Annotated in this window: 19 protein-coding genes and 1 tRNA gene; 12 read left to right on the forward strand and 8 right to left on the reverse strand. The window is 63.3% G+C overall.

The window, feature by feature from the left end; genetic code table 11:
* Window positions 1-191 (forward strand): hypothetical protein (locus RT424_RS15660; RefSeq protein ID WP_313440192.1); only part of this gene is annotated, 191 nt, incomplete at its 5' end.
* Window positions 192-387: 196 nt separating this feature from the next.
* Here RT424_RS15660 and RT424_RS15665 read toward each other — a convergent pair.
* Window positions 388-477, reverse strand: a tRNA-Ser gene (locus RT424_RS15665).
* Window positions 478-661: 184 nt separating this feature from the next.
* Between RT424_RS15665 and RT424_RS15670 the strand changes: the two genes are divergently transcribed.
* The 10 genes from RT424_RS15670 (at window position 662) to mazG (ending at window position 9,681) form a co-directional block, all read left to right on the forward strand.
* A complete protein-coding gene (locus tag RT424_RS15670) occupies window positions 662-1,738 on the forward strand; it encodes a lytic murein transglycosylase (protein WP_313440194.1) in 1,077 nt (358 codons plus the stop codon).
* Window positions 1,722-2,654 (forward strand): SPOR domain-containing protein, encoded by a 933-nt coding sequence (locus RT424_RS15675; RefSeq protein WP_313440196.1) that lies wholly within the window; start codon window positions 1,722-1,724, stop codon window positions 2,652-2,654. The genes RT424_RS15670 and RT424_RS15675 overlap by 17 nt, the downstream gene beginning before the upstream one ends.
* A gap of 61 nt (window positions 2,655-2,715) precedes the next feature.
* Window positions 2,716-3,888 carry a D-alanyl-D-alanine carboxypeptidase family protein gene (locus RT424_RS15680; RefSeq protein ID WP_313440198.1) on the forward strand — a complete coding sequence of 391 codons (1,173 nt, stop codon included), beginning with the start codon at window positions 2,716-2,718 and terminating at the stop codon, window positions 3,886-3,888.
* Entirely contained in the window at window positions 3,885-4,532 is a 648-nt protein-coding gene (gene tmk, locus RT424_RS15685) for a dTMP kinase (RefSeq protein ID WP_313440200.1), read from the forward strand. The genes RT424_RS15680 and tmk overlap by 4 nt, the downstream gene beginning before the upstream one ends.
* Entirely contained in the window at window positions 4,529-5,503 is a 975-nt protein-coding gene (locus RT424_RS15690; RefSeq protein WP_313440201.1) for an AAA family ATPase, read from the forward strand. The genes tmk and RT424_RS15690 overlap by 4 nt, the downstream gene beginning before the upstream one ends.
* Before the next feature lie 29 nt (window positions 5,504-5,532).
* The gene (gene metG / locus RT424_RS15695) at window positions 5,533-7,092 is read left to right on the forward strand and encodes a methionine--tRNA ligase (protein ID WP_313440203.1); all 1,560 of its coding nucleotides are present in this window, start codon (window positions 5,533-5,535) and stop codon (window positions 7,090-7,092) included.
* Window positions 7,092-7,868, forward strand: coding sequence for a TatD family hydrolase (locus tag RT424_RS15700; protein WP_313440252.1), 777 nt, complete (start codon window positions 7,092-7,094; stop codon window positions 7,866-7,868). The genes metG and RT424_RS15700 overlap by 1 nt, the downstream gene beginning before the upstream one ends.
* Entirely contained in the window at window positions 7,865-8,644 is a 780-nt protein-coding gene (locus RT424_RS15705) for an MBL fold metallo-hydrolase (RefSeq protein ID WP_313440205.1), read from the forward strand. Before RT424_RS15700 ends, RT424_RS15705 begins: the two co-directional genes overlap by 4 nt.
* Complete coding sequence (locus RT424_RS15710; protein WP_313440207.1) at window positions 8,641-8,826, forward strand: hypothetical protein; 186 nt, start codon at window positions 8,641-8,643, stop codon at window positions 8,824-8,826. Before RT424_RS15705 ends, RT424_RS15710 begins: the two co-directional genes overlap by 4 nt.
* Window positions 8,827-8,892: 66 nt before the next feature.
* Window positions 8,893-9,681 carry a nucleoside triphosphate pyrophosphohydrolase gene (gene mazG / locus RT424_RS15715; protein ID WP_313440209.1) on the forward strand — a complete coding sequence of 263 codons (789 nt, stop codon included), beginning with the start codon at window positions 8,893-8,895 and terminating at the stop codon, window positions 9,679-9,681.
* On the opposite strand, the gene hflX is transcribed toward mazG, so the two are convergent.
* The 7 genes from hflX to dusB all read right to left on the reverse strand — a co-directional run bounded on the left by hflX (window position 9,658) and on the right by dusB (window position 19,257).
* Window positions 9,658-11,025: a GTPase HflX gene (gene hflX, locus RT424_RS15720; protein WP_313440211.1), complete on the reverse strand. Its 1,368-nt coding sequence runs from the start codon at window positions 11,023-11,025 to the stop codon at window positions 9,658-9,660. The two genes, mazG and hflX, sit on opposite strands and share 24 nt — an antisense overlap.
* Window positions 11,026-11,048: 23 nt before the next feature.
* On the reverse strand, window positions 11,049-11,648 hold the full coding sequence (hfq, locus tag RT424_RS15725; protein WP_313440213.1) for an RNA chaperone Hfq: 600 nt from the start codon (window positions 11,646-11,648) through the stop codon (window positions 11,049-11,051).
* Between the two features lie 218 nt (window positions 11,649-11,866).
* Window positions 11,867-13,264, reverse strand: a complete 1,398-nt coding sequence (locus RT424_RS15730) for a sigma-54 dependent transcriptional regulator (RefSeq protein WP_313440215.1) — start codon at window positions 13,262-13,264, stop codon at window positions 11,867-11,869.
* A 58-nt stretch (window positions 13,265-13,322) separates the two neighbouring features.
* A complete protein-coding gene (locus RT424_RS15735; protein WP_313440254.1) occupies window positions 13,323-15,527 on the reverse strand; it encodes an ATP-binding protein in 2,205 nt (734 codons plus the stop codon).
* 114 nt (window positions 15,528-15,641) lie between these two features.
* Window positions 15,642-17,060 (reverse strand): sigma-54 dependent transcriptional regulator, encoded by a 1,419-nt coding sequence (locus RT424_RS15740; RefSeq protein WP_313440217.1) that lies wholly within the window; start codon window positions 17,058-17,060, stop codon window positions 15,642-15,644.
* On the reverse strand, window positions 17,057-18,217 hold the full coding sequence (locus RT424_RS15745; protein ID WP_313440219.1) for an ATP-binding protein: 1,161 nt from the start codon (window positions 18,215-18,217) through the stop codon (window positions 17,057-17,059). The genes RT424_RS15740 and RT424_RS15745 overlap by 4 nt, the downstream gene beginning before the upstream one ends.
* Entirely contained in the window at window positions 18,214-19,257 is a 1,044-nt protein-coding gene (dusB, locus tag RT424_RS15750; RefSeq protein WP_313440221.1) for a tRNA dihydrouridine synthase DusB, read from the reverse strand. The genes RT424_RS15745 and dusB overlap by 4 nt, the downstream gene beginning before the upstream one ends.
* A gap of 101 nt (window positions 19,258-19,358) precedes the next feature.
* Here dusB and RT424_RS15755 point away from each other — a divergent pair, with 101 nt between their 5' ends.
* Window positions 19,359-20,555: a bifunctional 2-C-methyl-D-erythritol 4-phosphate cytidylyltransferase/2-C-methyl-D-erythritol 2,4-cyclodiphosphate synthase gene (locus tag RT424_RS15755; protein WP_313440222.1), complete on the forward strand. Its 1,197-nt coding sequence runs from the start codon at window positions 19,359-19,361 to the stop codon at window positions 20,553-20,555.
* The last annotated feature ends 10 nt before the right edge of the window (window positions 20,556-20,565 follow it).

The raw sequence follows: 20,565 nt of genomic DNA on the forward strand, positions 1-20,565 counted from the left end.
CCCACTGGCTGCCTAATTTAAGAAAACTGGCCTCCGGCAATCCCGGTGCGGTTCAGGTCGTGCCGATGAGCGCGGCGCGGGGCGTCGGCCGGTACATCTGGCTTACCGTCAAACCTGAACTTCATCCTCCAGGATTTCAGCCCGGTTTTAGCGACGTAAAGATAAAGCCGCCCGAATCAGGAAGCTTTTAGGGCTTCTCCTTGGGCTTGCATTTTGCCGCCTGTTTGTTCGTGAACACCGATACCCCACATGCCGGATCGATACCCCCATTTGCACCCCGTGCGCTTTGGCCAGTGGCGGAACAAGCGGGGATCTTAAGGATACCAGAATTTTCCGCGGAAATCAGCGGTTATTCAGGACTTTATGAGATGTCTTGGGAAGGCCACTTGGCGGACAGGGTGGGATTCGAACCCACGGTGAGCTTCCACCCACGGCGGTTTTCAAGACCGCTGCCTTAAACCACTCGGCCACCTGTCCGTTCGAGAGAGCGAATAGAGGAATCGGAGCCGCTTGCAAGCCTCCACTGAAAGCGGTTGTGCATGGAATGGGCGCCATGAGCACGGGACGAATGGGACGGAAGGCCGTTCGCTTGCGGCAACTGTCCCCGTCAGATGTGGATCGGGCATTTGCAAGACCGCCGCATTGTGCAAGGTTTGCAGGGATGACTCTATCCTCGAAGCTCCGTTACCTGCGCCGTCCCCTCCTTGCAGCTGTTCTCGCCCTGGTCCCGACCGCGTCGATCGATGCGCAGCCGGTCGTGCAAAGCATCGCGCAAAGCTCACCCCCACAGACCGTCGCGGGGCAGACTTTCGAAGGCTATCTGCAAACCGTGGGAGCAAAGGCCCGCCGCGAGGGTGTGAGCAGCGCCACGATATCGCGCGTGTTGACAGGGCTCGTGCCGAACCAGCGGGTCATCGAACTCGATTCCGCGCAGCCGAGCCGCTCCACTACGCCGCCACCGGTGGCGCCCTATATCGCCCAGCACGTCGGTCCCAGCATCATTGCTCGGGGGCGGTCCCGCTACTCCGAGCTTTCCGGACTCCTGCCCAGCATCGAGCGACGCTATGGCGTTCCGGCACCGATGCTTTTCGCCATCTGGGGCCATGAGACGAACTACGGCAGTTACGTGGGAGACTTCGACCTGGCCCGCTCGCTCGCGACGCTGGCCTGGGAAGGGCGCCGTCGCGCCCTGTTCGAAGGCGAGCTGATCGCCTTGCTCAAGATGGTCGACCAGGGCGTTCCCACCTATCGCCTCAAGGGCAGTTGGGCTGGGGCCTTCGGCTATCCGCAGTTCCTGCCCAGCGTTTACCTGAAGCTGGCCGTCGATGGCGACGGCAATGGCACGCGGGACATCTTCACGAGCCCGGCGGATACGATCGCATCTATCGCCAACTACTTCCGCGATGCCGGGTGGCGTCCCGGTCAACCCTGGGGCGTTCCGGTATCGTTGCCGCCCGGCTTCAGCGCGAATGCCTATTCAAGCAAGCTTTCCGCGCCCAGTTGCGACCGCGTCCATGCGCGCCATGGCCAGTGGAAGACCGTATCCGAATGGCGCGCGCTGGGTGTATCACCGCAGCGGGCGCTAGCCGGGGACGTGCTCACATCGCTGTTTCAGCCGGATGGGCCCGGCACGCCCGCCTATCTGTTAACCGGTAATTATCGCGTCATCCTTCAGTACAACTGCTCCAATTATTATGCGTTGTCCGTAGGATTGCTTGCAGATGAGATTGCCCGCTAACCGTTCCTGGCTGCTCGCCGGAGCGTTTCTGACAACGGCAACGGCAGCGGCAGCCCCGGCTATGACAGGCCGGGCTGCGACAGAACAGGCAGGGGATTACCCGATAGTGGTGGGCGAGCCTTTCGTCATCGGCACCACGACCTGGACGCCGGCCGACCAGCTCAACTACGATGCCGTGGGCTATGGCGCGGTCGGTGCCGGAACCGGGGTGAGCGCCGCGCACAAGACGCTCCCTTTGCCGAGCTACGTCGAAGTGACCGCACTGGATAGTGGCCGTACCATTCTCGTCCGCCTCGAAAGACGCGGGCCCATGGCCAATGACACCTTGCTGGAACTCTCGCCTGACGCAGCTTCGCAACTCGGCTTCACGCCGGGCATTCGCGCGCCGATCCGGGTGCGACGCGTCAATCCGCCGGAAGTCGAACGTTCGGCGCTCCGGAGTGGCGGCAGGGTTCCCGAGCGCATGGAAACGCCGGAAGGGCTTTTGAAGGTTCTGCGCCGGAAACTGGTGGAACAGGCACCGCTCCAACCACCGCCATCCACGCCGCCGACGATGCCGAACAAGCCGTTCGCAAACGTCGGGGACGAAGCCCGGCGCCTTTCCGCCCCGAAGACGGGCCCGGTCGCCCCGGTCCAGAGCGCTCTGCCGCCGCCCGCCATCGCACCGGCAGTCCGCGCGCCTTCCGTCCGAATGGCGGCAACGACGAAAGACGCGCACATCGTGCAAGTCGGCGCCTTTGCGGTGGAGGAAAATGCGCGCAGGACCGCTGCGAAGCTCGAGGCCACGATAACTCGGAGCGGCAAATTCTGGCGTGTGACCATGGGCCCCTTCGCAAATCGTGCACAAGCTGCCGCAGCGCTGGAGAAGGCCAGGGCGGCAGGGTATAGCGACGCACGAATCCAGCGCGCGGATTGATAAAGGGTCGTTTCGCGCGTCGCCACCGCGCCTGTCCTGGGCGTGCGGGAGAAGTTGCGTCTTGAAATCCTTCCTGAAATCCGTCCTCCTGTTCGCCGCCCCGGCAAGCCTCGTCGCCGCGGGCATTCCCGGCCCCGCGGGCGCTGCAATCCCCACGCCGCCGCCCGAACTGGCACCGATCCCGGTCAGCATCCTCGTCGATATCGGCTCGGGTCAGGTGCTCGTGCAGCGGCGGCCGGACGTGCCGTTTCTTCCCGCTTCGGTCACCAAGGTCATGACCGCCTTCGTCGCCTTCGAAGAGATCGACGCCGGCCGTCTCAGCCTGGACAGGCAGTTCTCCGTCCGTCCTGAAACGGCGAAGGAATGGTTCGCAAAAGGTACTTCCATGTACCTGACGGAAAAGGATAAACCTACCGCCCGTGATTTGCTTCATGGGGTCATGACAGCGTCGTCCAACGACGGGGCCGTGGTGCTGGCGGAAGGTTATGCCGGTAGCGTCGGGGCATGGACGGACATGATGAACGCCGCAGCACGGCGCATCGGCATGACGGGCAGCCATTACCACACGCCGAACGGCTGGATGGACGACGGCCATACCTACATCACCGCCAGCGACATGGTGAAACTGGCCGACGCCATGATCACGCGGCATCCGCAGCTTTATCACGAGTTCTCCGGCGTGAAGCGCTACCTCTGGCGCGACGTCGCCATGCGCAGCCACGATCCCACCGTGGGCGTCGTGCCCGGCGCGGACGGCATCAAGACCGGCTACACGCGCGAGGCAGGCTACAATTTCCTCGGCACGGCAGAGCGCGGCGGCCGCCGACTGGTCATGATGCTGGCTGCCTCGCCGCTGCCCAAGGTGAGGGACGACGCTGCCAAGGCCCTGCTGGAATGGGGCTTCTCCGCTTGGGACGCGCGCCACCTCTTCGACCAGGGGCAGCCGGTAGGTCAGGCCAAGGTGCAGGGTGGCGATGCGCGATCGGTCCCGCTCGTCGCCAACCGTGAAGTCCACGCGACCTTGCCGAAGGGCGGTCACGAGAAGATTTCGGTGGCGATACATTACAAGGGGCCGCTGGTGGCCCCGATCCGCAAGGGCGATCAGGTCGGCGAACTTGAAATCAAGGTCGAAGGCCTCGCTCCCGGTCACGTCCCGCTCTACGCCGGCAAGGACGTGGGCGTCGCCGGACCGCTGGACAGATTGATGAACGGGCTTATCAGCTTCTTCTCATGATCCGAGGACGATTCATTGCGCTGGAAGGCGGGGAAGGGGCGGGCAAGTCAACCCAGTCGCGCCTCTTGGCGGATGCCCTGCGCGCAAAGGGCATAGATGTCGTAACGACCCGCGAACCGGGCGGTACGGCCGGAGCCGAAGCGATCCGCGCGCTGCTTCTCCATGGCGTCGGCGGCGACGATGCGGACGAGCAGGGTGGCTGGGGCCCGCGCGCGGAGGCGCTGTTGTTCGCCGCCGCGCGTTCGGACCATGTCGAAAAGCTGATCCGGCCGGCGCTTGAACGCGGCGCCTGGGTGATTTGCGACCGGTTCCTCGATTCGAGCCGGGCATACCAGGGCGGTGGCGGCGGCCTGTCGGATGCCGATATCCGCACCCTCCACGGGATCGGCAGCGAAGGCCTCCTGCCGGATGTCACCGTGCTGATAGAAGTCTCGCCCAAAATCGCGGCCGCGCGGCTCGCCTTGCGCGACGTCGACGGCACCGACCGTATCGGCGGTCGCGAAGCGGCCTATCACAGCCGCGTTTCGCAGGCCTTCTCGGGCTTTGCGAATGCTGAACCGGCTCGTTTCGCCCGCATCGACGGCGACGGTACGCCCGAAGAGACTTGCGCCCGCATTCTTGCAGCGCTGGACCAGCACCCATGAGCGCGGACCTGCCGTTCATCGGGCAGAGGGCGGCGTGGCAGGAGTGGCTCGCGGCTCTGGCTTCCGAACGCATGCATCATGCCTGGCTGTTCGCGGGAGGCAAAGGGCTCGGCAAGGCAGCCTTCGCCCGCACCGCTGCGGCAGAACTGGTTCGAACGCCCGGCGATGCCCGTCCGGATCCAGAAAAGCACCCGGACATTCACGTTCTGGAGCATCTGCCTGCCAACGACGACGAGGCCAAGAAAAAGGCCGAAGGAAAGCCCTACCAGACCAAGCGCAACATCTCGGTCGACCAGGTTCGCGAGATGATCCGGCGCCTCGCCACGAAGCCGACCATGGGCGATCGCCGCGCGATCATCATAGATCCCGCCGACGACATGGAAAAAAGTGCCGTCAATGCCTTGCTCAAGGCCCTGGAGGAGCCTCCCGCCGGAACGTACTTCCTTCTGCTGGCGCATCAACCCGGCCGATTGCTGCCGACGATACGTTCGCGCTGTCGGATCCTGCGCTTTGCCGCGCTCGACGAGAACGAGCTAGACGCGGTGATCCGCCGCGACCTGCCGCAGGCCGATAGTGAGACCAGGCGCGCCGCGATCGCCGCATCGCATGGCGCGCCAGGCGTGGCCCTGAGCTTCGTCGAGCACGATCTCGGCCAAATTCACGGCTTGATGATGCGGATTCTCGATCAGGGCGATTCCGAGTACCACTTGCGCGGCCGCCTGGCCGAAGAAATGGGCGCGCGACCGGCGCGGGAGCGGCAACTGGCAACCCTGGAACTTGCACGGACGGCGCTTGCCAATTCGCTGGCCGCCGCATCGCCCGCGCGCCAGAAACGCCTCATAGAGGCGCACGGCACTTTGACGCGGCTTTCCACCCAAGCGCCTACGTATAATTTCGAAGCGGGCTTGCTCATTATGGAAATTGGCGGGTTGCTGGCTTCGACAGCGATGCCTAGAGAGGCGGTTCGCTAGAAACTCCTGCAAAGAAAGCCCGACGCCGCATGGGCGAGCCCTATTACATCACGACCGCGATCAGCTATCCCAACGGCAAGCCGCATATCGGCCATGCCTATGAAGCCATCGCCGCAGACGTCATCTCGCGCTTCAAAAAGGCGGAAGGCTTCGATGTCCGGTTCCAGACCGGCACGGACGAGCATGGCCTGAAGATGGCGCAGAAAGCGCGCGACCTGGGCATCACGCCTGCGGAACTGGCGACCGAAATGTCCGGTCATTTCAGGGATATGTGCGACGCTTTGAACATCGATTACGATGTTTTCATCCGCACGACCGAACCGCGTCACCATGCAGCGACCCAGGAACTATGGCGCCGGATTGAAGCCAACGGCGACTTGTACCTGGATCGCTACGAGGGCTGGTACTCGGTGCGCGACGAAGCCTACTACGACGAAAGCGAGCTTGTCGTGGGCGAGAACGGCGCGAAGCTCTCCCCGCAAGGCACGCCGGTGGAATGGACCGTCGAGGAATCCTGGTTTTTCCGGCTCTCGCGCTACCAGGACAAACTGATCGAGCTTTACACCTCGACCGACTTCATTCGCCCCGAAACGCGCAAGAACGAAATCCTGCGTTTCGTCGAAGGCGGCCTGCGCGACCTTTCGGTATCGCGCACCAGCTTTGACTGGGGGATCAAGGTTCCAGGCAGCGAAAACCATGTGATGTACGTCTGGGTCGATGCCCTGACCAATTACCTCACCGGCCTTGGCTTCCCTGAGGAAGGCGGTGATTTCGCCAAGTTCTGGCCCGCCGACGTCCACCTCATCGGCAAGGACATCGTTCGCTTCCATACCGTCTATTGGCCCGCGTTCCTGATGAGCGCCGGCCTGGCCCTGCCGAGGCAGGTGTTCGGGCATGGCTTCCTGCTCAATCGCGGGCAGAAGGAATCGAAGTCGCTCGGTAATGTAACCGACCCCATCGGCCTTGCAGAGACCTTCGGCGTCGACACCTTGCGCTATTTCTTCCTGCGCGAAGTCGCGTTCGGGCAGGATGGCTCCTGGTCATCCGAAGCGATCGTGACCCGCGCCAATGCTGAATTGGCAAACAGTTTCGGCAATCTCGCACAGCGAAGCCTTTCCATGATTTTCAAGAACATGGATGGAGATATTAAGGCCGGCCTTCCCGAAACGGATGCCGATGCAGCACTGCTCGCCGCCGTCGCTGAAGGCATCGCGGGCCTGCGCAAAAGCTTTGAGGAAATGGCATTCAGTGAAGGCCTGGAAGCCTGGATGCGCGCCGTTTTCGCCTGCAACCAGTATGTCGATGAGCAGGCGCCCTGGGCGCTTCGGAAATCCGACCCCGAGCGCATGGAAGCCGTGCTGATGATGCTGTTCCGCGTCGTCAGGGATCTGGCGCTTGCCGTTCGTCCCGTCGTGCCGGCTTCCATCGACAAGCTGCTGGACCAGATGGGCGTCGCCCCTGAAGCAAGGGATTATGCCGCGCTTGCAGATGGAGACTGGTTCGCGACGCTCGTCGCGTCGGGCTTCAAGGTGGACAAGCCAGTCGGCGTATTTCCCCGCCTTGAACTGCCGGAGGAAGCAGGCGCGTGATGCTTATCGATTCGCATTGCCATCTCGAATACGAAGGACTCGTCGAGGATCAGGAGGGCGTTCTCGACCGTGCGCGTTCGGCCGGCATTCGCGGATTTCTGAACATCTCGACCCGACGCAGCGAGTGGGAGAGGGTGGTCGCCACGGCCGCCCGGCATCCCGACGTCTGGGCCTCGGTCGGCATTCACCCGCATGAAGCGGACCAGCACGCCGATCTGGGTGAGGGAGCGCTTCTCGAAGCCACCCGTCATCTCAAGGTGATCGGCATCGGGGAAACCGGGCTGGACTATTATTACGACAAGTCCGACCGCGAGGTTCAGCAAGCACTGTTCCGCACGCATATCGTGGTGGCGCGGAAAACCGGACTTCCCGTGATCATCCACACCCGCGATGCCGAGGCGGATACGCTTCGGATCCTGGAAGAGGAAATGGAGAAGGGGGCTTTTCCGGCTCTGATCCACTGCTTCACTGCCAGCGCGGAATTCGGTCGCAAAGTTCTGGGTCTGGGGCTGTCGATCTCGATATCGGGAATCGTGACCTTCAAGAATGCCAAAGACTTGCAGGACGTTGTTGCGACCATTCCTGAAGATCGCATTCTGGTCGAAACGGATTCACCGTTCCTCGCGCCGGTGCCCCATCGCGGCAAGTCTTGTCAGCCAGCCTACACGGCCGATACCGCGAGGTTCGTTGCCGACTTACGCGGCATTCCCGTCGAGCAGCTGGGGGAAGCAACCACCCGAAACTTCTTCAATCTGTTCACGAAAGCGGCGGCGTGAAAGTCACGATTCTTGGCAGCGGGACGTCTACCGGGGTTCCACGCCTCGGCGGCGAGTTCGGTGCGGACTGGGGCCTCTGCGACCCCAACGAACCGAAAAACCGCCGCACACGGGTTGCCATCCTGTTGGAGAGCGATGCGGGAAGCCGCATCCTCGTAGACACGCCGACCGACTTGCGCGCCCAACTGCTAGCAAACGATATCCATCGGATCGACGCGGTTTTCTGGACGCACGATCACGCCGATCATTGCCATGGCATCGACGACCTGCGTCCACTCCGTTACGGCCGTGCCGGACCTATTCCGGGCTTTTCCAATGCCGAAACGGTCCGGCGCCTTCGCCAGCGCTTTGGTTATGTTTTCGCCGGGCAATACGGCTATCCCACGCTGATTTCCCTGGATAATCTGGACACCATGAGGCTCTGCGAGGGCTTCCGGGTAGACCATGTACAAATGCCCCATGGACCGGCGGAATCGACGGGTTTCCGGTTCGACTGCGACGGCAAGTCGGTGTGCTACATGACGGACTTCAGCGAGATCACGCGAGGCATGATCGACTTGTGCTACGGCGCCGATCTGCTCGTAGTGGATTGCCTGCGCCGCGAACCGCATCGGACGCATGCTCATCTGGGCATGGCTCTGGAAGTGGCAGAAGTCTGCCGTGTGGGCCAGGCTGTGCTGACCCATCTCGACAAGAGCATGGATTATGCCACACTCTGCGCCGAAGTACCCGAAAACGTTCGGGTGGCATTCGATGGGATGGTGATCGAACCATGAGCCAGGCAGGACTGATCGTCGGCATCCTATCCGTGATCGGCGCGCTCGTCCTCGCCACAAGCCATTCCCGGTTCCGCTCCATGCCCAGAGCGACCACGATCAAGCTCGCACTGATATGGGCAGCGATCATCATTGGCCTGGTGCTCATCATCCAGATCAGCGGTTTCCAGATCCGACAGTAGCTGTCGGATCGCCAGATCACCGGCCTTTCCGCCCATGATTTAACATAAGATGTATTATCGATCCTCATGACCGAACCTCGCCATCAACAGCTCGATCGCCTCTTGTCCATCATGGCGCGCCTGCGCGATCCGGTGTCGGGTTGCGAATGGGATCTCGCGCAAAATTTCGCGACGATCGCGCCCTATACGATAGAGGAAGCCTATGAAGTCGCCGATGCCATTGCGCGCGAGGATCTGGTCGGCTTGCGCGACGAGCTTGGCGACCTGCTGCTCCAGGTCGTGTTTCATGCCCGCATGGCCGAGGAAGACGGCCATTTCGCGTTCGGCGATGTCGCGGACGCGATCTCGACCAAGCTGGAAGTGCGCCACCCTCATATATTCGGCGATGACGCCAGCGGAGATGCCCAGACGGAGCGTTGGGAAAAGGTCAAGGCCAAGGAACGCCACGCCAAAGGCGAAACAAGTGCGGTAGACGGCGTAGCGATCTCGTTGCCCGCTCTCATGCGCGCTGAAAAGCTCCAGAAACGAGCGGCGCGTGTCGGTTTCGATTGGCCCGACCCAAGCGGTGCGGCCGAGAAAGTGCACGAGGAAATGGCGGAACTCGCCGAAGCCTCCGAAGCCGAAAAGCTGGAAGAAGCCGGTGACCTGTTGTTTGCGGCCGTCAACCTTGTGCGGTTGAACGGCATCGCGCCGGAAGACGCCCTGCGCGCGGCCAATGCCAAGTTCGAACGTCGTTTCCGTGCCATGGAAGCCTTCGCGAACCGCGATGGCAAGTCATTCGAAGGCCTCCCGCTGGATGAGCAGGAGGCCTACTGGCAGGCGGTAAAGACGTCAGAGCGCGCTGAAACGCCCTAGTTCTCGCTCGGCAAGACGAACCTGGAGGCGCAGCATCGGCCCCTCCTCACTCTCGCCTGCGTCTTCTTCCGACAAGACTTCGCCACGCGCATGCAAGAAGGCAATGCGCTGGCCATCGCTGGCGGAAAGCACGAAGGTATAGACCTTGGCTCCCGATGTCAGCGTGGCGCCAACCGTTTCCAGCAGGAAGTCGCACCCCATGCCCGTGCGCGCGGAGGCCGGCACGATGATCTCGTCCGGCCGCTGCGCCATGGCTTCGCGCATGTCGGCAGCTTGGGTGGGGGTGAGCAGATCCCACTTGTTCCAGACTTCGATGATCGGGATCGATGCTGCGACCTCTTCATCGCCCGCATCCTCGCCCTGCCCGTCCACCACGCCAAGGTCCGCCAGGACTTCCAGAACCTGGCGCTTTTGCGATTCCGTATCGGGGTTGGCAATATCGCGAACGTGAAGAATGACGTCTGCGGCGTTCACTTCCTCCAGGGTGGCGCGGAAGGCCGCGACCAGCTGGGTCGGAAGGTCGGAAATGAATCCCACGGTATCCGAAAGGATCGCCTTTTCGACCGCCGGAAGACGGATTGCGCGCATCGTGGGGTCGAGCGTGGCGAAGAGCAAGTCTTCCGCCATGACATCGGCCCCGGTCAAGCGATTGAACAACGTGGATTTTCCAGCGTTGGTATAGCCCACTAGCGCGACGATCGGCCAAGGCGCCTTTTCCCGGCGATCACGGTGCAAGCCGCGCGTCCGGCGCACTTGCTCCAGTTCGCGCCGGATCTTGGCCATGCGATCGCGGATCATGCGACGATCGGCCTCGATCTGCGTTTCGCCCGGACCACCCAGGAAGCCGAAACCACCGCGCTGGCGTTCCAGGTGAGTCCAACTGCGAACGAGGCGACCCGCCTGGTAGTCCAGATGCGCAAGTTCGACCTGGAGCCGCCCTTCGGCGGTTGCCGCGCGTTCGCCGAAGATTTCGAGGATCAGCCCGGTGCGATCGATGACCTTGCGCTTGAACTTTTCTTCGAGGTTGCGCTGCTGGATCGCCGACAGCGAGCCATCGACGATGATCAGCTCCGCCTCGTTGAGTTCGCAGGCGACCGAGATGTTCTGTATCTGGCCCTCGCCGAAAAGCGTGCCGGCGCGCGGTTCGCGAATCGGGATCGCCATGGCTTCCACCACGACCAGGCCGATCGCTGCGGCAAGGCCCTTGGCCTCTTCGAGACGCGCCTCGGGATCGAGATCCCAGCCTGATCGAGATCCCGATCGAGACTGGGGGCCACGCATCTGCGGATAGACGACGAGGGCACGCGCGCCGCGCGTGACCTCGCCCTTGAGTTCGTCGTTCAAATCAGTTCAGCTTCCGGTGTTGTTCAGTCTTCGGCTTCTTCATGCGCCTGAAGATCGACCGGAGTCACGGGCTGAATCGTCGAAACGGCATGCTTGTAGGCAAGCTGCACGTAGCCTTCGCGTTCCAGCAGCATGCAGAACAGGTCATAGGCGGCGACACGGCCCTGCAACATCACGCCATTGATCAGGAACATGGTGACCTGAACGCCGGCATTGCGAATGCTGGAAAGGAACACGTCCTGAAGGACACGCGTCTTCTTGCCATTGTCGGCGCCGCTGGAAAACTGGCGCGCATCGACCGGGGTCGAGGGCATGATCGTAGAGATCGCGTGCTTGTAAACGAGCTGCGACTGACCATCGCGGCGCAGAAGAATGGAGAAATTGTCGAACCAGGTGACTATTCCCTGCAACTTCACACCCTTGACCAGGAACATGGTCACCGGCGTCTTGTTCTTGCGCAGGAGGTTTAGGAACTGGTCCTGAAGGTTCTGCCCCTTCCCTGCCGATGTACCGGCCGAGATCGGCGGAGGTGCAACTGCCGGCGCGGGCTGCGCGGCTTCGGTTTCGACTTCGGCCTCGGGGGACGAGGTTCGCGGACGAGCGGTCAGCGTACGGCCGGCCATATCATTTCTCCTTCTTTTTGGCGGCCGCTTTGCGGTCCGCGATCTGGCCATCGGAACTTCCCGAGACCGTTCTCGAATCGGAATCTACCCAGTTGCTGCAGTGCAGTAAACGCAGAAAATGTAGCATTCTTGTGACACGTTCGCAAAAAGCGCTTGCGACGGGTTTCGGATTATCGAAAATCGAGCCTCGAAAAAGCTGGATTCCGAATGATATAAGGTCAGATCGGCTCTTCGCTGTCCAGTTCGCCCTCGCGCCGATCGGCCATGCCGAGCAGCTTGAGCTTGCGATGAAGTGCCGAGCGCTCCATCCCGATGAATGAAGCCGTCTTCGAGATATTTCCGGAAAAACGGCGTATCTGCACACGCAGGTATTCACGCTCGAAGCTTTCCCGCGCCTCACGCAGGGGCGCGCTCATCATCACCGAAACGCCTGCATCCCCATTGCCACGACTGTTGAAGATTTCCGGCGGCAGCATGTCCGCCTCGATCCTCGACAGCTTCTCACGTGGGGCCATGATCACGGTCCGCTCCACCACGTTGCGAAGCTGGCGCACGTTGCCCGGCCATTCGTAGGCCTGGAGCGCGGTCATGGCTTCGGGGCTTACCTGCGGCGGGGAAACGCCTTGCTCGTTGGCATAGCGCGCGAAAAAGTGGTCGATCAGGGCCGGAATGTCGTCCCGGCGCTCTCGGAGAGCGGGGATCGTCACCGGGACCACGTTGAGGCGGTAGAACAGGTCTTCACGGAAACGGCGCTCGGCGATTTCCTTTTCAAGATCGCGCGAAGTGGACGAAACGACCCGCACATCCACGCGGATCTGGCGCGTGCCGCCGACACGAACGAAAGCCTGGTCCGTCAGCACGCGCAGGATGCGAGCCTGGGTCGAGAGCGGCATGTCCGCCACTTCATCGAAGTAGAGCGTTCCGCTGTCGGCAGTCTCCAGCAGGCCTGGACGGATCAATGCGCCGTCAGCCTCTTCGCCGAACAGCTCCTGTTCGAAGCGTTCCGGGGTGATGCGGGCGGAATTGACGCTGACGAAGGCGTTCCCGGCGCGCGGGCTCCAGGCATGGAGCAGGCGCGCGGCGACTTCCTTGCCGGAGCCGGCCGGGCCGGTGATCAGCAGGCGGCTGCCGGTGTTGGCCACGCGCTTCAACGTGGCGCGGACCTGATTGATGGCCCCGCTCGATCCGGTGAACTCCTCTCCGGTGGAGAAGTCGTGGCGAAGCTGCGCGTTTTCGCGGCGCAGGCGCTCGGTTTCGGTGGCACGGCCGACGAGATGAAGCAGCTTTTCCGCTTCGAAGGGCTTTTCGATGAAGTCCACCGCGCCCCGGCTGATCGCGGCGACGGCCGTATCGATATTGCCATGACCCGAGAAGATGATCACCGGCAATTCCGGTTCGCGGGCCTTGATGGCGTCCAAGACTTCGAGGCCGTCCATCGGGCTGCCGTGAAGCCAAACGTCCAGCAGCACCAGCGACGGACGGCGAGCGTCGATCGCGGCCAACGCGGCCTCGCTGTCTCCGGCGGTGCGGCATTCGTAGCCTTCATCGCTAAGCACGCCTGCGACCAGTTCACGGATGTCGCGCTCGTCGTCGACGATCAGGATTTCGAGAGCCATGACTTTGTCTTCTTTGTGAGGGTGATGGATGGGGAAAGCAGGTTGCGACAGGCCGACATCATTCGGCGGCTTCCTGCTTGCGGGTACCGGTTGCGGAGCCACCCGTTGCAGAGGTCTGCGCAAGCGGATCGGCGGCGAAGCGCATCGTCACCGTGGTCCCGCCGCCGGGAGTGGGCAGGAACAGCATTTCTCCGCCGTGTTCCTCGATGATCTTGTTGACGATGGCGAGGCCGAGCCCCGTGCCCTTTTCGCGCGTGGTCACGTAAGGCTCGATGATCCGCTCGCGATCCTGCGAGAGACCGATGCCGTTGTCGGCAATGCGCACGAGAATGGCGTCGGGCAGCGCCTCGACGGCTACGGCGATGGCGCCGCGATAGTCCGCGTCGGCTTCCTTGGCTTTCGCCTCGATGGCTTCGACGGCGTTCTTGAGCACGTTGGTCATCGCCTGGCCGTATTGATGTCGGTCGCAATCGATGGTGCCGACAGCGGCGTCGCTTCTGAACCGGAAATCGACGTCCGGCCGCGCCACTTCCTGGAGGAACAGCGCCTGGCGGGTAAGCGCCACCGGATCTTCCGAACGGAACACCGGCTTCGGCAGACGCGCGAAAGACGAAAACTCGTCGACCATCTTCCGCAGTTCCCCCACCTGGCGGATGATCGTGCGGGTAAGGTCTTCGAAAAGTTCGGGATTGTCGACGATCTGCTTGCGATAGCGACGGCTGAGACGCTCGGTAGCAAGCTGGATAGGCGTGAGCGGGTTCTTGATCTCATGCGCGATGCGGCGGGCCACGTCCGACCAGGCAGCGGTGCGCTGGTCTAGAAGCTGGCGGGTGATGTCCTCGAAGGTGATGACATGGCCGGTCGCGTCGCGGCTGACCTTCACCGCGAACGTCAGGAGATCGCCGTTGCGGTTGTACTGGACCAGACCGCCGGAACTGCCCTGCTCGATCAAGGCGGCCATCTGCGGCGCCAGATCGGCAAGCGGCATGTCCTCGGGAATTTCCGCCCGCATCGTCAGCAGTTTCTGCGCCGTGCTGTTCAGCAGCAGGATACGGCCCTCGGTATCGAGCGAGATGATCCCCGAGGTAACCGATTCCAGCACCGCCTCGATGAAGACACGGCGTTCGTGCAACTGACGATTGGCGCCGAGCAGCGCCTGCGTCTGCTTTTCGATCTGCGCGGTCATGCGGTTGAAGGCGCGGTTGAGCAAGCCGATCTCGTCGGCGCCGGTCCGTCCCTCGATCCGCAACGCGAAGTTGCCGCTGCCCACCCGGCGCGCGGCGTCCACCAGCTCGTAGAGCGGCTTGACCTGCCTGTCCGCGAAGCGCAGCGCGAACCAGACCGCGAGCCCGACGAGAGCCAGCGAGGCGATGAACAGCGCGACGTTGAACCGCAACTGATACACGCGCGCCCGGTTGGTCACCACTTCGTAGGCCTGAACGATGTTCTCGGCGTTTTCCGCCCGCTGCCCCTGACTGAGAGCGAGCAGATCGGAACTTCGCGCGGCATAGAGGTAGACGCCGGCATCCCTGTCGATCGGGGCGATGGCCACGACGCGATCGTTGTTGGAGGTGACCACCCATAGTTCGCCCTTTGCCAGGCGTTCCTGCGCTTCCGTGGTGATCCTCTTGTCGTCGGTCTTTCCTTCAGGATCGACGATGATTGCGGTCCGCTGAGTGCCATCGCTTGCGACCTGGATGATCGCTGCTACCGAGAGGTTTCGCCTGTAAACCTGGCCCCCGAAGAAGCGCTGGAACTTTTCGCTGATGACGGGCGATTCCGAAAGCTGCTTCCGGGTATCGACGGCCATCGCGACGGATTCGTAGCCGACGTCGCGCTGGGTCTGTTCGTAATAACCGCGCGCCAGTTTGTTCGCGTTTTCGATCAAGCCGCGCGAAGAGTCCGAGAACCAGAACTCCACGCCGGACTGGAACAGCCAGGATGCGAAAACCACCACGAGCAGGGTCGGTACGGCAGAAATCAGCGAGAAGATGAAGACGAGCCTTACGTGCATCTGGCCCGTGCCGCCGATGTTCTCGGCGGCGCGGCGCAGCGCCATGCGCCGGCCGAGCAGCACCAGGATCGCCATCGCCGGCACCAGGGTGCCGATCAGCAGCGTCGCGGTGAGGTTCGAGGGCAGTAGTTGTCCCTCGTTCCGGAAGTTGAGCGCGATCCAGGTGATGGCGGTCATCACCAGGAATGCCGCGATCGAAAGCACTTCCATGATGGCGAAGAAGTTCGCGCGCCGCGCAGCAACCTGCATACGCCGCCACCATCGCGGCCAGGCGCGTTTGTGGACCATCAACTCGCTCATCGTTGCACCGTTACAACGCTAGTGTTGCCACTTTGCAAGAGCAAATCCATCAATGCCGCATCATCATCGACGAGCGAATTCCTCGGGGTCGAGCGCCAGTTCGCTGAGGCGTTTGCGCAGGGTGTTGCGATTTATGCCGAGCGCCTGAGCTGCACGGAGCTGATTTCCACCGGTTTCCTTGAGCACTTCGGCAAAGAGAGGCCGCTCGAACGCCGCCGCAGCGGCCTGATAGATCGTGCCGTTGGCCGGACGTTCCTCGGCCAGCCAGCGCGTCACCGCCTGTGCGAGATCGCCCCCGGCTTCTCCCAGCCCATCGGACGGCAGGGGCGTCGTCTCTACCGCAAGCAAGGGCAGGATGCTGTCCGGATCGATCGCATCCTCGCGGGCCAGGAGCGCCAGTCGATAGATGAAGTTCTTCAGTTCCCGGACATTGCCTCGCCAGGGCTGGCGCCGCAGCAGATCCACGGCCTCGACCGTGAGCTGGCGGCGCGGAAGCCCCTCGTTGGCGGCGTGCTGAAGGAAGTGCCGGGCAAGCACCTCGATATCGTCGCGCCGGTCGCGAAGCGGGGGCATGTGGATCGGCACGACATTGAGCCGATAGTAGAGATCCTCGCGGAAACGCCCGGAGGCGATCTCGGGTTCGAGATCCTTGTTGGTGGCGGCAATGATCCGCACGTCGAGCTGGATTTCCTCCCGGCCGCCGACACGCCGCACCGTGCCGGACTGAAGCGCCCGCAACAGGCGGGTCTGCGCCTGCATCGGCATGTCGCCGATCTCGTCCAGGAACAGCGTTCCGCCGGCAGCCTGCTCGAACTTGCCGACATGGCGCGCCACTGCCCCCGTGAAGGCGCCTTTCTCGTGACCGAAAAGTTCGCTCTCGATCAGGTCGGCCGGAATGGCCGCCGTATTGACCGCGACGAAAGGCCCCGTGCGGCGATGACCCAGATTGTGCACGGCTTCGGCGACCAATTCCTTGCCCGTGCCGGATTCGCCCAGGATCAGCACCGTCAGATCGTTGCGCAATACGCGCGTGATCATGCGGAAGACCGTCTGCATCGCCGTGCTTCTGCCGACCAGGGGCAGACCGTCGCCCAGCGGTTCCTCTCCCTCGGGAGGCGTACCCTGCCCGGCGCCCGCCGCCTGCCGGACCGTCCGCGCCAGTTCGTCGATATCGAAGGGCTTCGGGAAATACTCGAAGGCTCCGGTGTCCGTCGCGCGGACGGCGGTGTCGAGCGTGTTCTGGGCCGAAAGGATGACGATGGGCAGTGCGGGATGAAGCGTGCGAACGCGATCGATCGTCTCGATGCCGTCACCGTCCGGCAGCATGACGTCGGTGACGAGTGCCTGGTACGATCCTTGGCCCAAGAGGCGGTCGCGTTCCGCGATCGACTGGCAATGAACCACGCCGAAGCCTTCCGCCTCGAGCGCGGCGGTGATGACGATGGCGATCGAAAGATCGTCCTCGACGAGCAGGACGCTCATGCCGCCGGCCTCCTTCTCGAAAAGCGGCCGCGGGTTTCGTCCGCCAGCGGCAGATGGACGCGGAAGTGCGTCAGCCCCCCCTCCTCGTCCCGTTCATGGGTAATGCGTCCGTTCATGTCGCGCACCAGCTTGCGGACCAGCGGCAGACCGAGCCCCTGCCCGGATTTCTTGGTGGTGACGAACGGCTCGAAGATGTGATCGCGCATGGCCTGGTCGACGCCGGGGCCATTGTCGGTCACGCGCAGCTCGATGGGAAGCCGCACAGGCTCACCCGAATCGCTGGTATGAAGCTGAAGCCCGCTGGCGAAGCGGGTTCGGATCGACACCCGCGGAGACGGCTCGCTGCCGCAGGCTTCCAGCGCATTGGCGATCAGGTTGATGATCACCTGAACCAGCGCGTCCGGACTGCCCAGGACCGACGGTAAGGAAGGGTCGAACTCCTCGATCACCTTCATGCGCTGGGGCCGCCCTTCGTTGGCGGCGGTGAGCACGTCGAGTGCTCGTCGGGCCGCCTGGTGAAGGTTGCAGGGCTCCACCGGCGCGGTGGTACGGCGACTGAGCTTCTGCATCTGGTCGATCAGGCTGGCGATCCTGTCGACCTCCAGCGTGATCAATTCGGTCAGGGCGCGATCCTTGTCCGCGACCTTGCGGGCCAAAAGCTGGGCGGCGCCGCGAATGCCCGCCAGGGGATTCTTGATCTCGTGCGCCATGATCTCCGGCCCGCGCAGCACGGCATTGTCGGGCCCTCCGGAATCGTCTCCCAGCGCCTCGGTTGCGGTGTTGTCGTGGATCGTCAGAAGCTGCCAGCCCGGTGTGTCCGCCACGGGCGCGACATTGATGTCGATGCGCCGAACCCCGCGCCCTTTGACCGTCACCACGACCTCGCGCGCCGAGACTGGCGTTTCATAGTCCGCCAGACGATCACGCAGGCGCTGGTCGGAAAAACTCAGCACGTCCTCCAGGGTCGTACCGACAAGCAACCGCAGGGACTGGCCGAAGAACTGCTCGGCAGCGGGATTGAGCGAGGCAATCCGCAACCCCGGCTCCAGCAGCACGACGGCCTGCGGCAGGCTCGCGAGCAGTCGCGACGCGGCAGGCAATATCCTTTGCGAGGCCGCAGGCGTTGTCTTTTGCGGGGCCGCAGGCGGGGGGCTCATGCAGCCTGGAGACGAGTGGACGGGGTTTTGCTGCCCTGATCGCGATAGGGCGCGTAGAATTCGGCAAGCGAGCGCAGGACTTCATCGGGCTCGTTGACGAAGTTGATGCGATTGCGGAATTCGGCCGACCCCTTGATGCCCTTGATGTACCAGCCCAGGTGCTTGCGCGCCATCTTCACCCCGGTATCGCTGCCGTAGTGCGAGAGCATGTCTTCGTAATGACGACGGATGATCTCGTACTGCTGACCGAAATCCGGCTCTTCCATCAGTCCGTTGCCGCGCCACCACTGCATGACCTTGGCGAGGATCCAGGGCTTGCCGTAGGAACCGCGCCCGATCATCAGGCCATCGGCGCCGGATTGTTCCAGAGCGGCGGCTGCATCCTCGATATCCAGGATATCGCCATTGACGATGACGGGGATCGAAACCGCTTCCTTCACGCCGCGCACGAAACCCCAGTCGGCCGAGCCCTTGTACATCTGGTTGCGGGTGCGGCCATGGACCGTGATCATCTGCGCGCCCAGATCCTCGGCGATGCGGGCAAGCTCGGGCGCGTTGAGGCTGTCATGGCACCAGCCCATGCGCATCTTCACCGTCACCGGCACCTTCACGGCCTTGACCGTCGCCTCGATCAGGCGCGTGGCGAGCGGCACGTCGCGCATCAGCGCGGACCCGGCATCGCCATTGACGACCTTGCGGACGGGGCAGCCCATGTTGATGTCGATTATCGCCGCGCCGCGATCCTCGACCAGTTTGGCGGCCTCCGCCATCTGCTCGGGATCGCAGCCCACCAGCTGCATCGACACCGGATCCTCGGCCTGGTCCCACATCGCCTTCTGGAGCGATACCCGCGTCTCACGGATCGCGGCCGGGCTGGCGATCATCTCGGTGACGTTCAGGCCAGACCCGAATTCGCGCACCATGCGGCGGAACGGCAGGTCCGATACGCCTGTCATCGGCGCGAGCACGACCGGACAGTCGATCGTCACGGGACCGACCTTGATCGGCTTGAGAGCCGGGGGAGTGGGCAGAGTCTTCATTGCGCGAACCGGATATTGCCTGAGAAACGAACGTGTGCCTAAAAAACAGGCAGCGCATAGTGGATTGCCCTCTGCTCGGCAAGCGATTACCGGCAACGACAATGTCGCAAGACCAGTCAGAAACGCCCCAGCGCCCCCTCTCCCACCCTTCGACTGCCGCTATCGTCGTGGCCGCGGGCAAGGGCGTGCGCGCGGGCCAGCCCGTGCCCAAGCAGTTCGCCCCGTGGCGCGGCAAGCCGGTAGTCCGCCATTCGGTGGAAGCCCTTGCCGCCGCGGGGGTGGCACCGGTACTCGTCGTGATCCCTGCGGGCGCGGAGGATATGGCCGCACGGGCTCTCGACGGGATACCCGGCATCATCTTTACCAACGGCGGCGAGACGCGGCAGGAATCGGTCCGGCTTGGCCTGGAGGTACTGGTCGGCAGCGCACCTGAGCTCGTACTGATCCACGATGCCGCCCGCCCCGTGCTCCCTCCGGCAGTGATCGATCGGCTAGTGGACGCGCTGGCCAGCAGATCTGGCGCGATTCCGGTGCTGCCCGTCGTCGACAGTCTCGCCCATGTCGAATGCGAGCATGCCACCGAACTGATGGGAGCGCCTGCCCGCCGCGAGGATCTCCGCCGGGTGCAGACCCCGCAGGCCTTCCGCTTCGTGGAAATCCTGGCCGCCCATCGCGCCTGGGAAGGTCCGACCAGGGCGGGAGACGACGCCCAGGTGGCGCAGGCCTCCGGCATCCAGATCGCGCTCGTCGAAGGAGACGAAGCCTTGCACAAGCTCACTTTCGCCGCCGATTTCGCGACCCATAACGCAACCGGCGTCCCACCGATCCGCGTCGGCACCGGCTACGACGTCCACCGTCTCGAAGAGGGCGAGGAACTCTGGCTCTGCGGCGTCCGGATCGAACATAGCCACGGCCTCTCCGGCCACAGCGATGCCGACGTCGCCATCCATGCCCTTGTCGATGCCATGCTCGGCGCGGTCGGCCGGGGCGATATCGGCCAGCACTTTCCGCCCAGCGACCCGCAATGGAAAGGCGCCGCATCCGATCGCTTTCTCGCGCATGCCGGGAAGCTCGTCGCCGAGGCCGGGTATGCATTGGGCAATGCCGATGTCACGATCATCTGCGAGGCGCCCAAGATCGGCCCGCACCGCGACGCCATGCGCGCGCGTCTTGCGGAAATCCTAGCCGTGGACCGGTCGCTGATCAGCGTGAAGGCAACCACTACCGAGAAGCTGGGTTTCACCGGCAGGTCGGAAGGAATCGCCTGTCAGGCCGCCGTCAGCCTGATACGGATGTAAGGAGATGACG

Source organism: Novosphingobium sp. (genome assembly GCF_032093395.1).
Taxonomy (GTDB): Bacteria; Pseudomonadota; Alphaproteobacteria; order Sphingomonadales; family Sphingomonadaceae; genus Novosphingobium.

Excerpts from the sequence above, each read along its gene's own strand:
- RT424_RS15670 (WP_313440194.1), top strand. The coding sequence starts at position 662 with ATGACTCTATCCTCGAAGCTCCGTTACCTGCGCCGTCCCCTCCTTGCA.
- RT424_RS15675 (WP_313440196.1), top strand. The coding sequence starts at position 1,722 with ATGAGATTGCCCGCTAACCGTTCCTGGCTGCTCGCCGGAGCGTTTCTG.
- tmk (WP_313440200.1), top strand. The coding sequence starts at position 3,885 with ATGATCCGAGGACGATTCATTGCGCTGGAAGGCGGGGAAGGGGCGGGC.
- RT424_RS15690 (WP_313440201.1), top strand. The coding sequence starts at position 4,529 with ATGAGCGCGGACCTGCCGTTCATCGGGCAGAGGGCGGCGTGGCAGGAG.
- metG (WP_313440203.1), top strand. The coding sequence starts at position 5,533 with ATGGGCGAGCCCTATTACATCACGACCGCGATCAGCTATCCCAACGGC.
- RT424_RS15700 (WP_313440252.1), top strand. The coding sequence starts at position 7,092 with ATGCTTATCGATTCGCATTGCCATCTCGAATACGAAGGACTCGTCGAG.
- RT424_RS15710 (WP_313440207.1), top strand. The coding sequence starts at position 8,641 with ATGAGCCAGGCAGGACTGATCGTCGGCATCCTATCCGTGATCGGCGCG.
- mazG (WP_313440209.1), top strand. The coding sequence starts at position 8,893 with ATGACCGAACCTCGCCATCAACAGCTCGATCGCCTCTTGTCCATCATG.
- hfq (WP_313440213.1), bottom strand. The coding sequence starts at position 11,648 with ATGGCCGGCCGTACGCTGACCGCTCGTCCGCGAACCTCGTCCCCCGAG.
- RT424_RS15730 (WP_313440215.1), bottom strand. The coding sequence starts at position 13,264 with ATGGCTCTCGAAATCCTGATCGTCGACGACGAGCGCGACATCCGTGAA.
- RT424_RS15735 (WP_313440254.1), bottom strand. The coding sequence starts at position 15,527 with ATGCAGGTTGCTGCGCGGCGCGCGAACTTCTTCGCCATCATGGAAGTG.
- RT424_RS15740 (WP_313440217.1), bottom strand. The coding sequence starts at position 17,060 with ATGAGCGTCCTGCTCGTCGAGGACGATCTTTCGATCGCCATCGTCATC.
- RT424_RS15745 (WP_313440219.1), bottom strand. The coding sequence starts at position 18,217 with ATGAGCCCCCCGCCTGCGGCCCCGCAAAAGACAACGCCTGCGGCCTCG.
- dusB (WP_313440221.1), bottom strand. The coding sequence starts at position 19,257 with ATGAAGACTCTGCCCACTCCCCCGGCTCTCAAGCCGATCAAGGTCGGT.
- RT424_RS15755 (WP_313440222.1), top strand. The coding sequence starts at position 19,359 with ATGTCGCAAGACCAGTCAGAAACGCCCCAGCGCCCCCTCTCCCACCCT.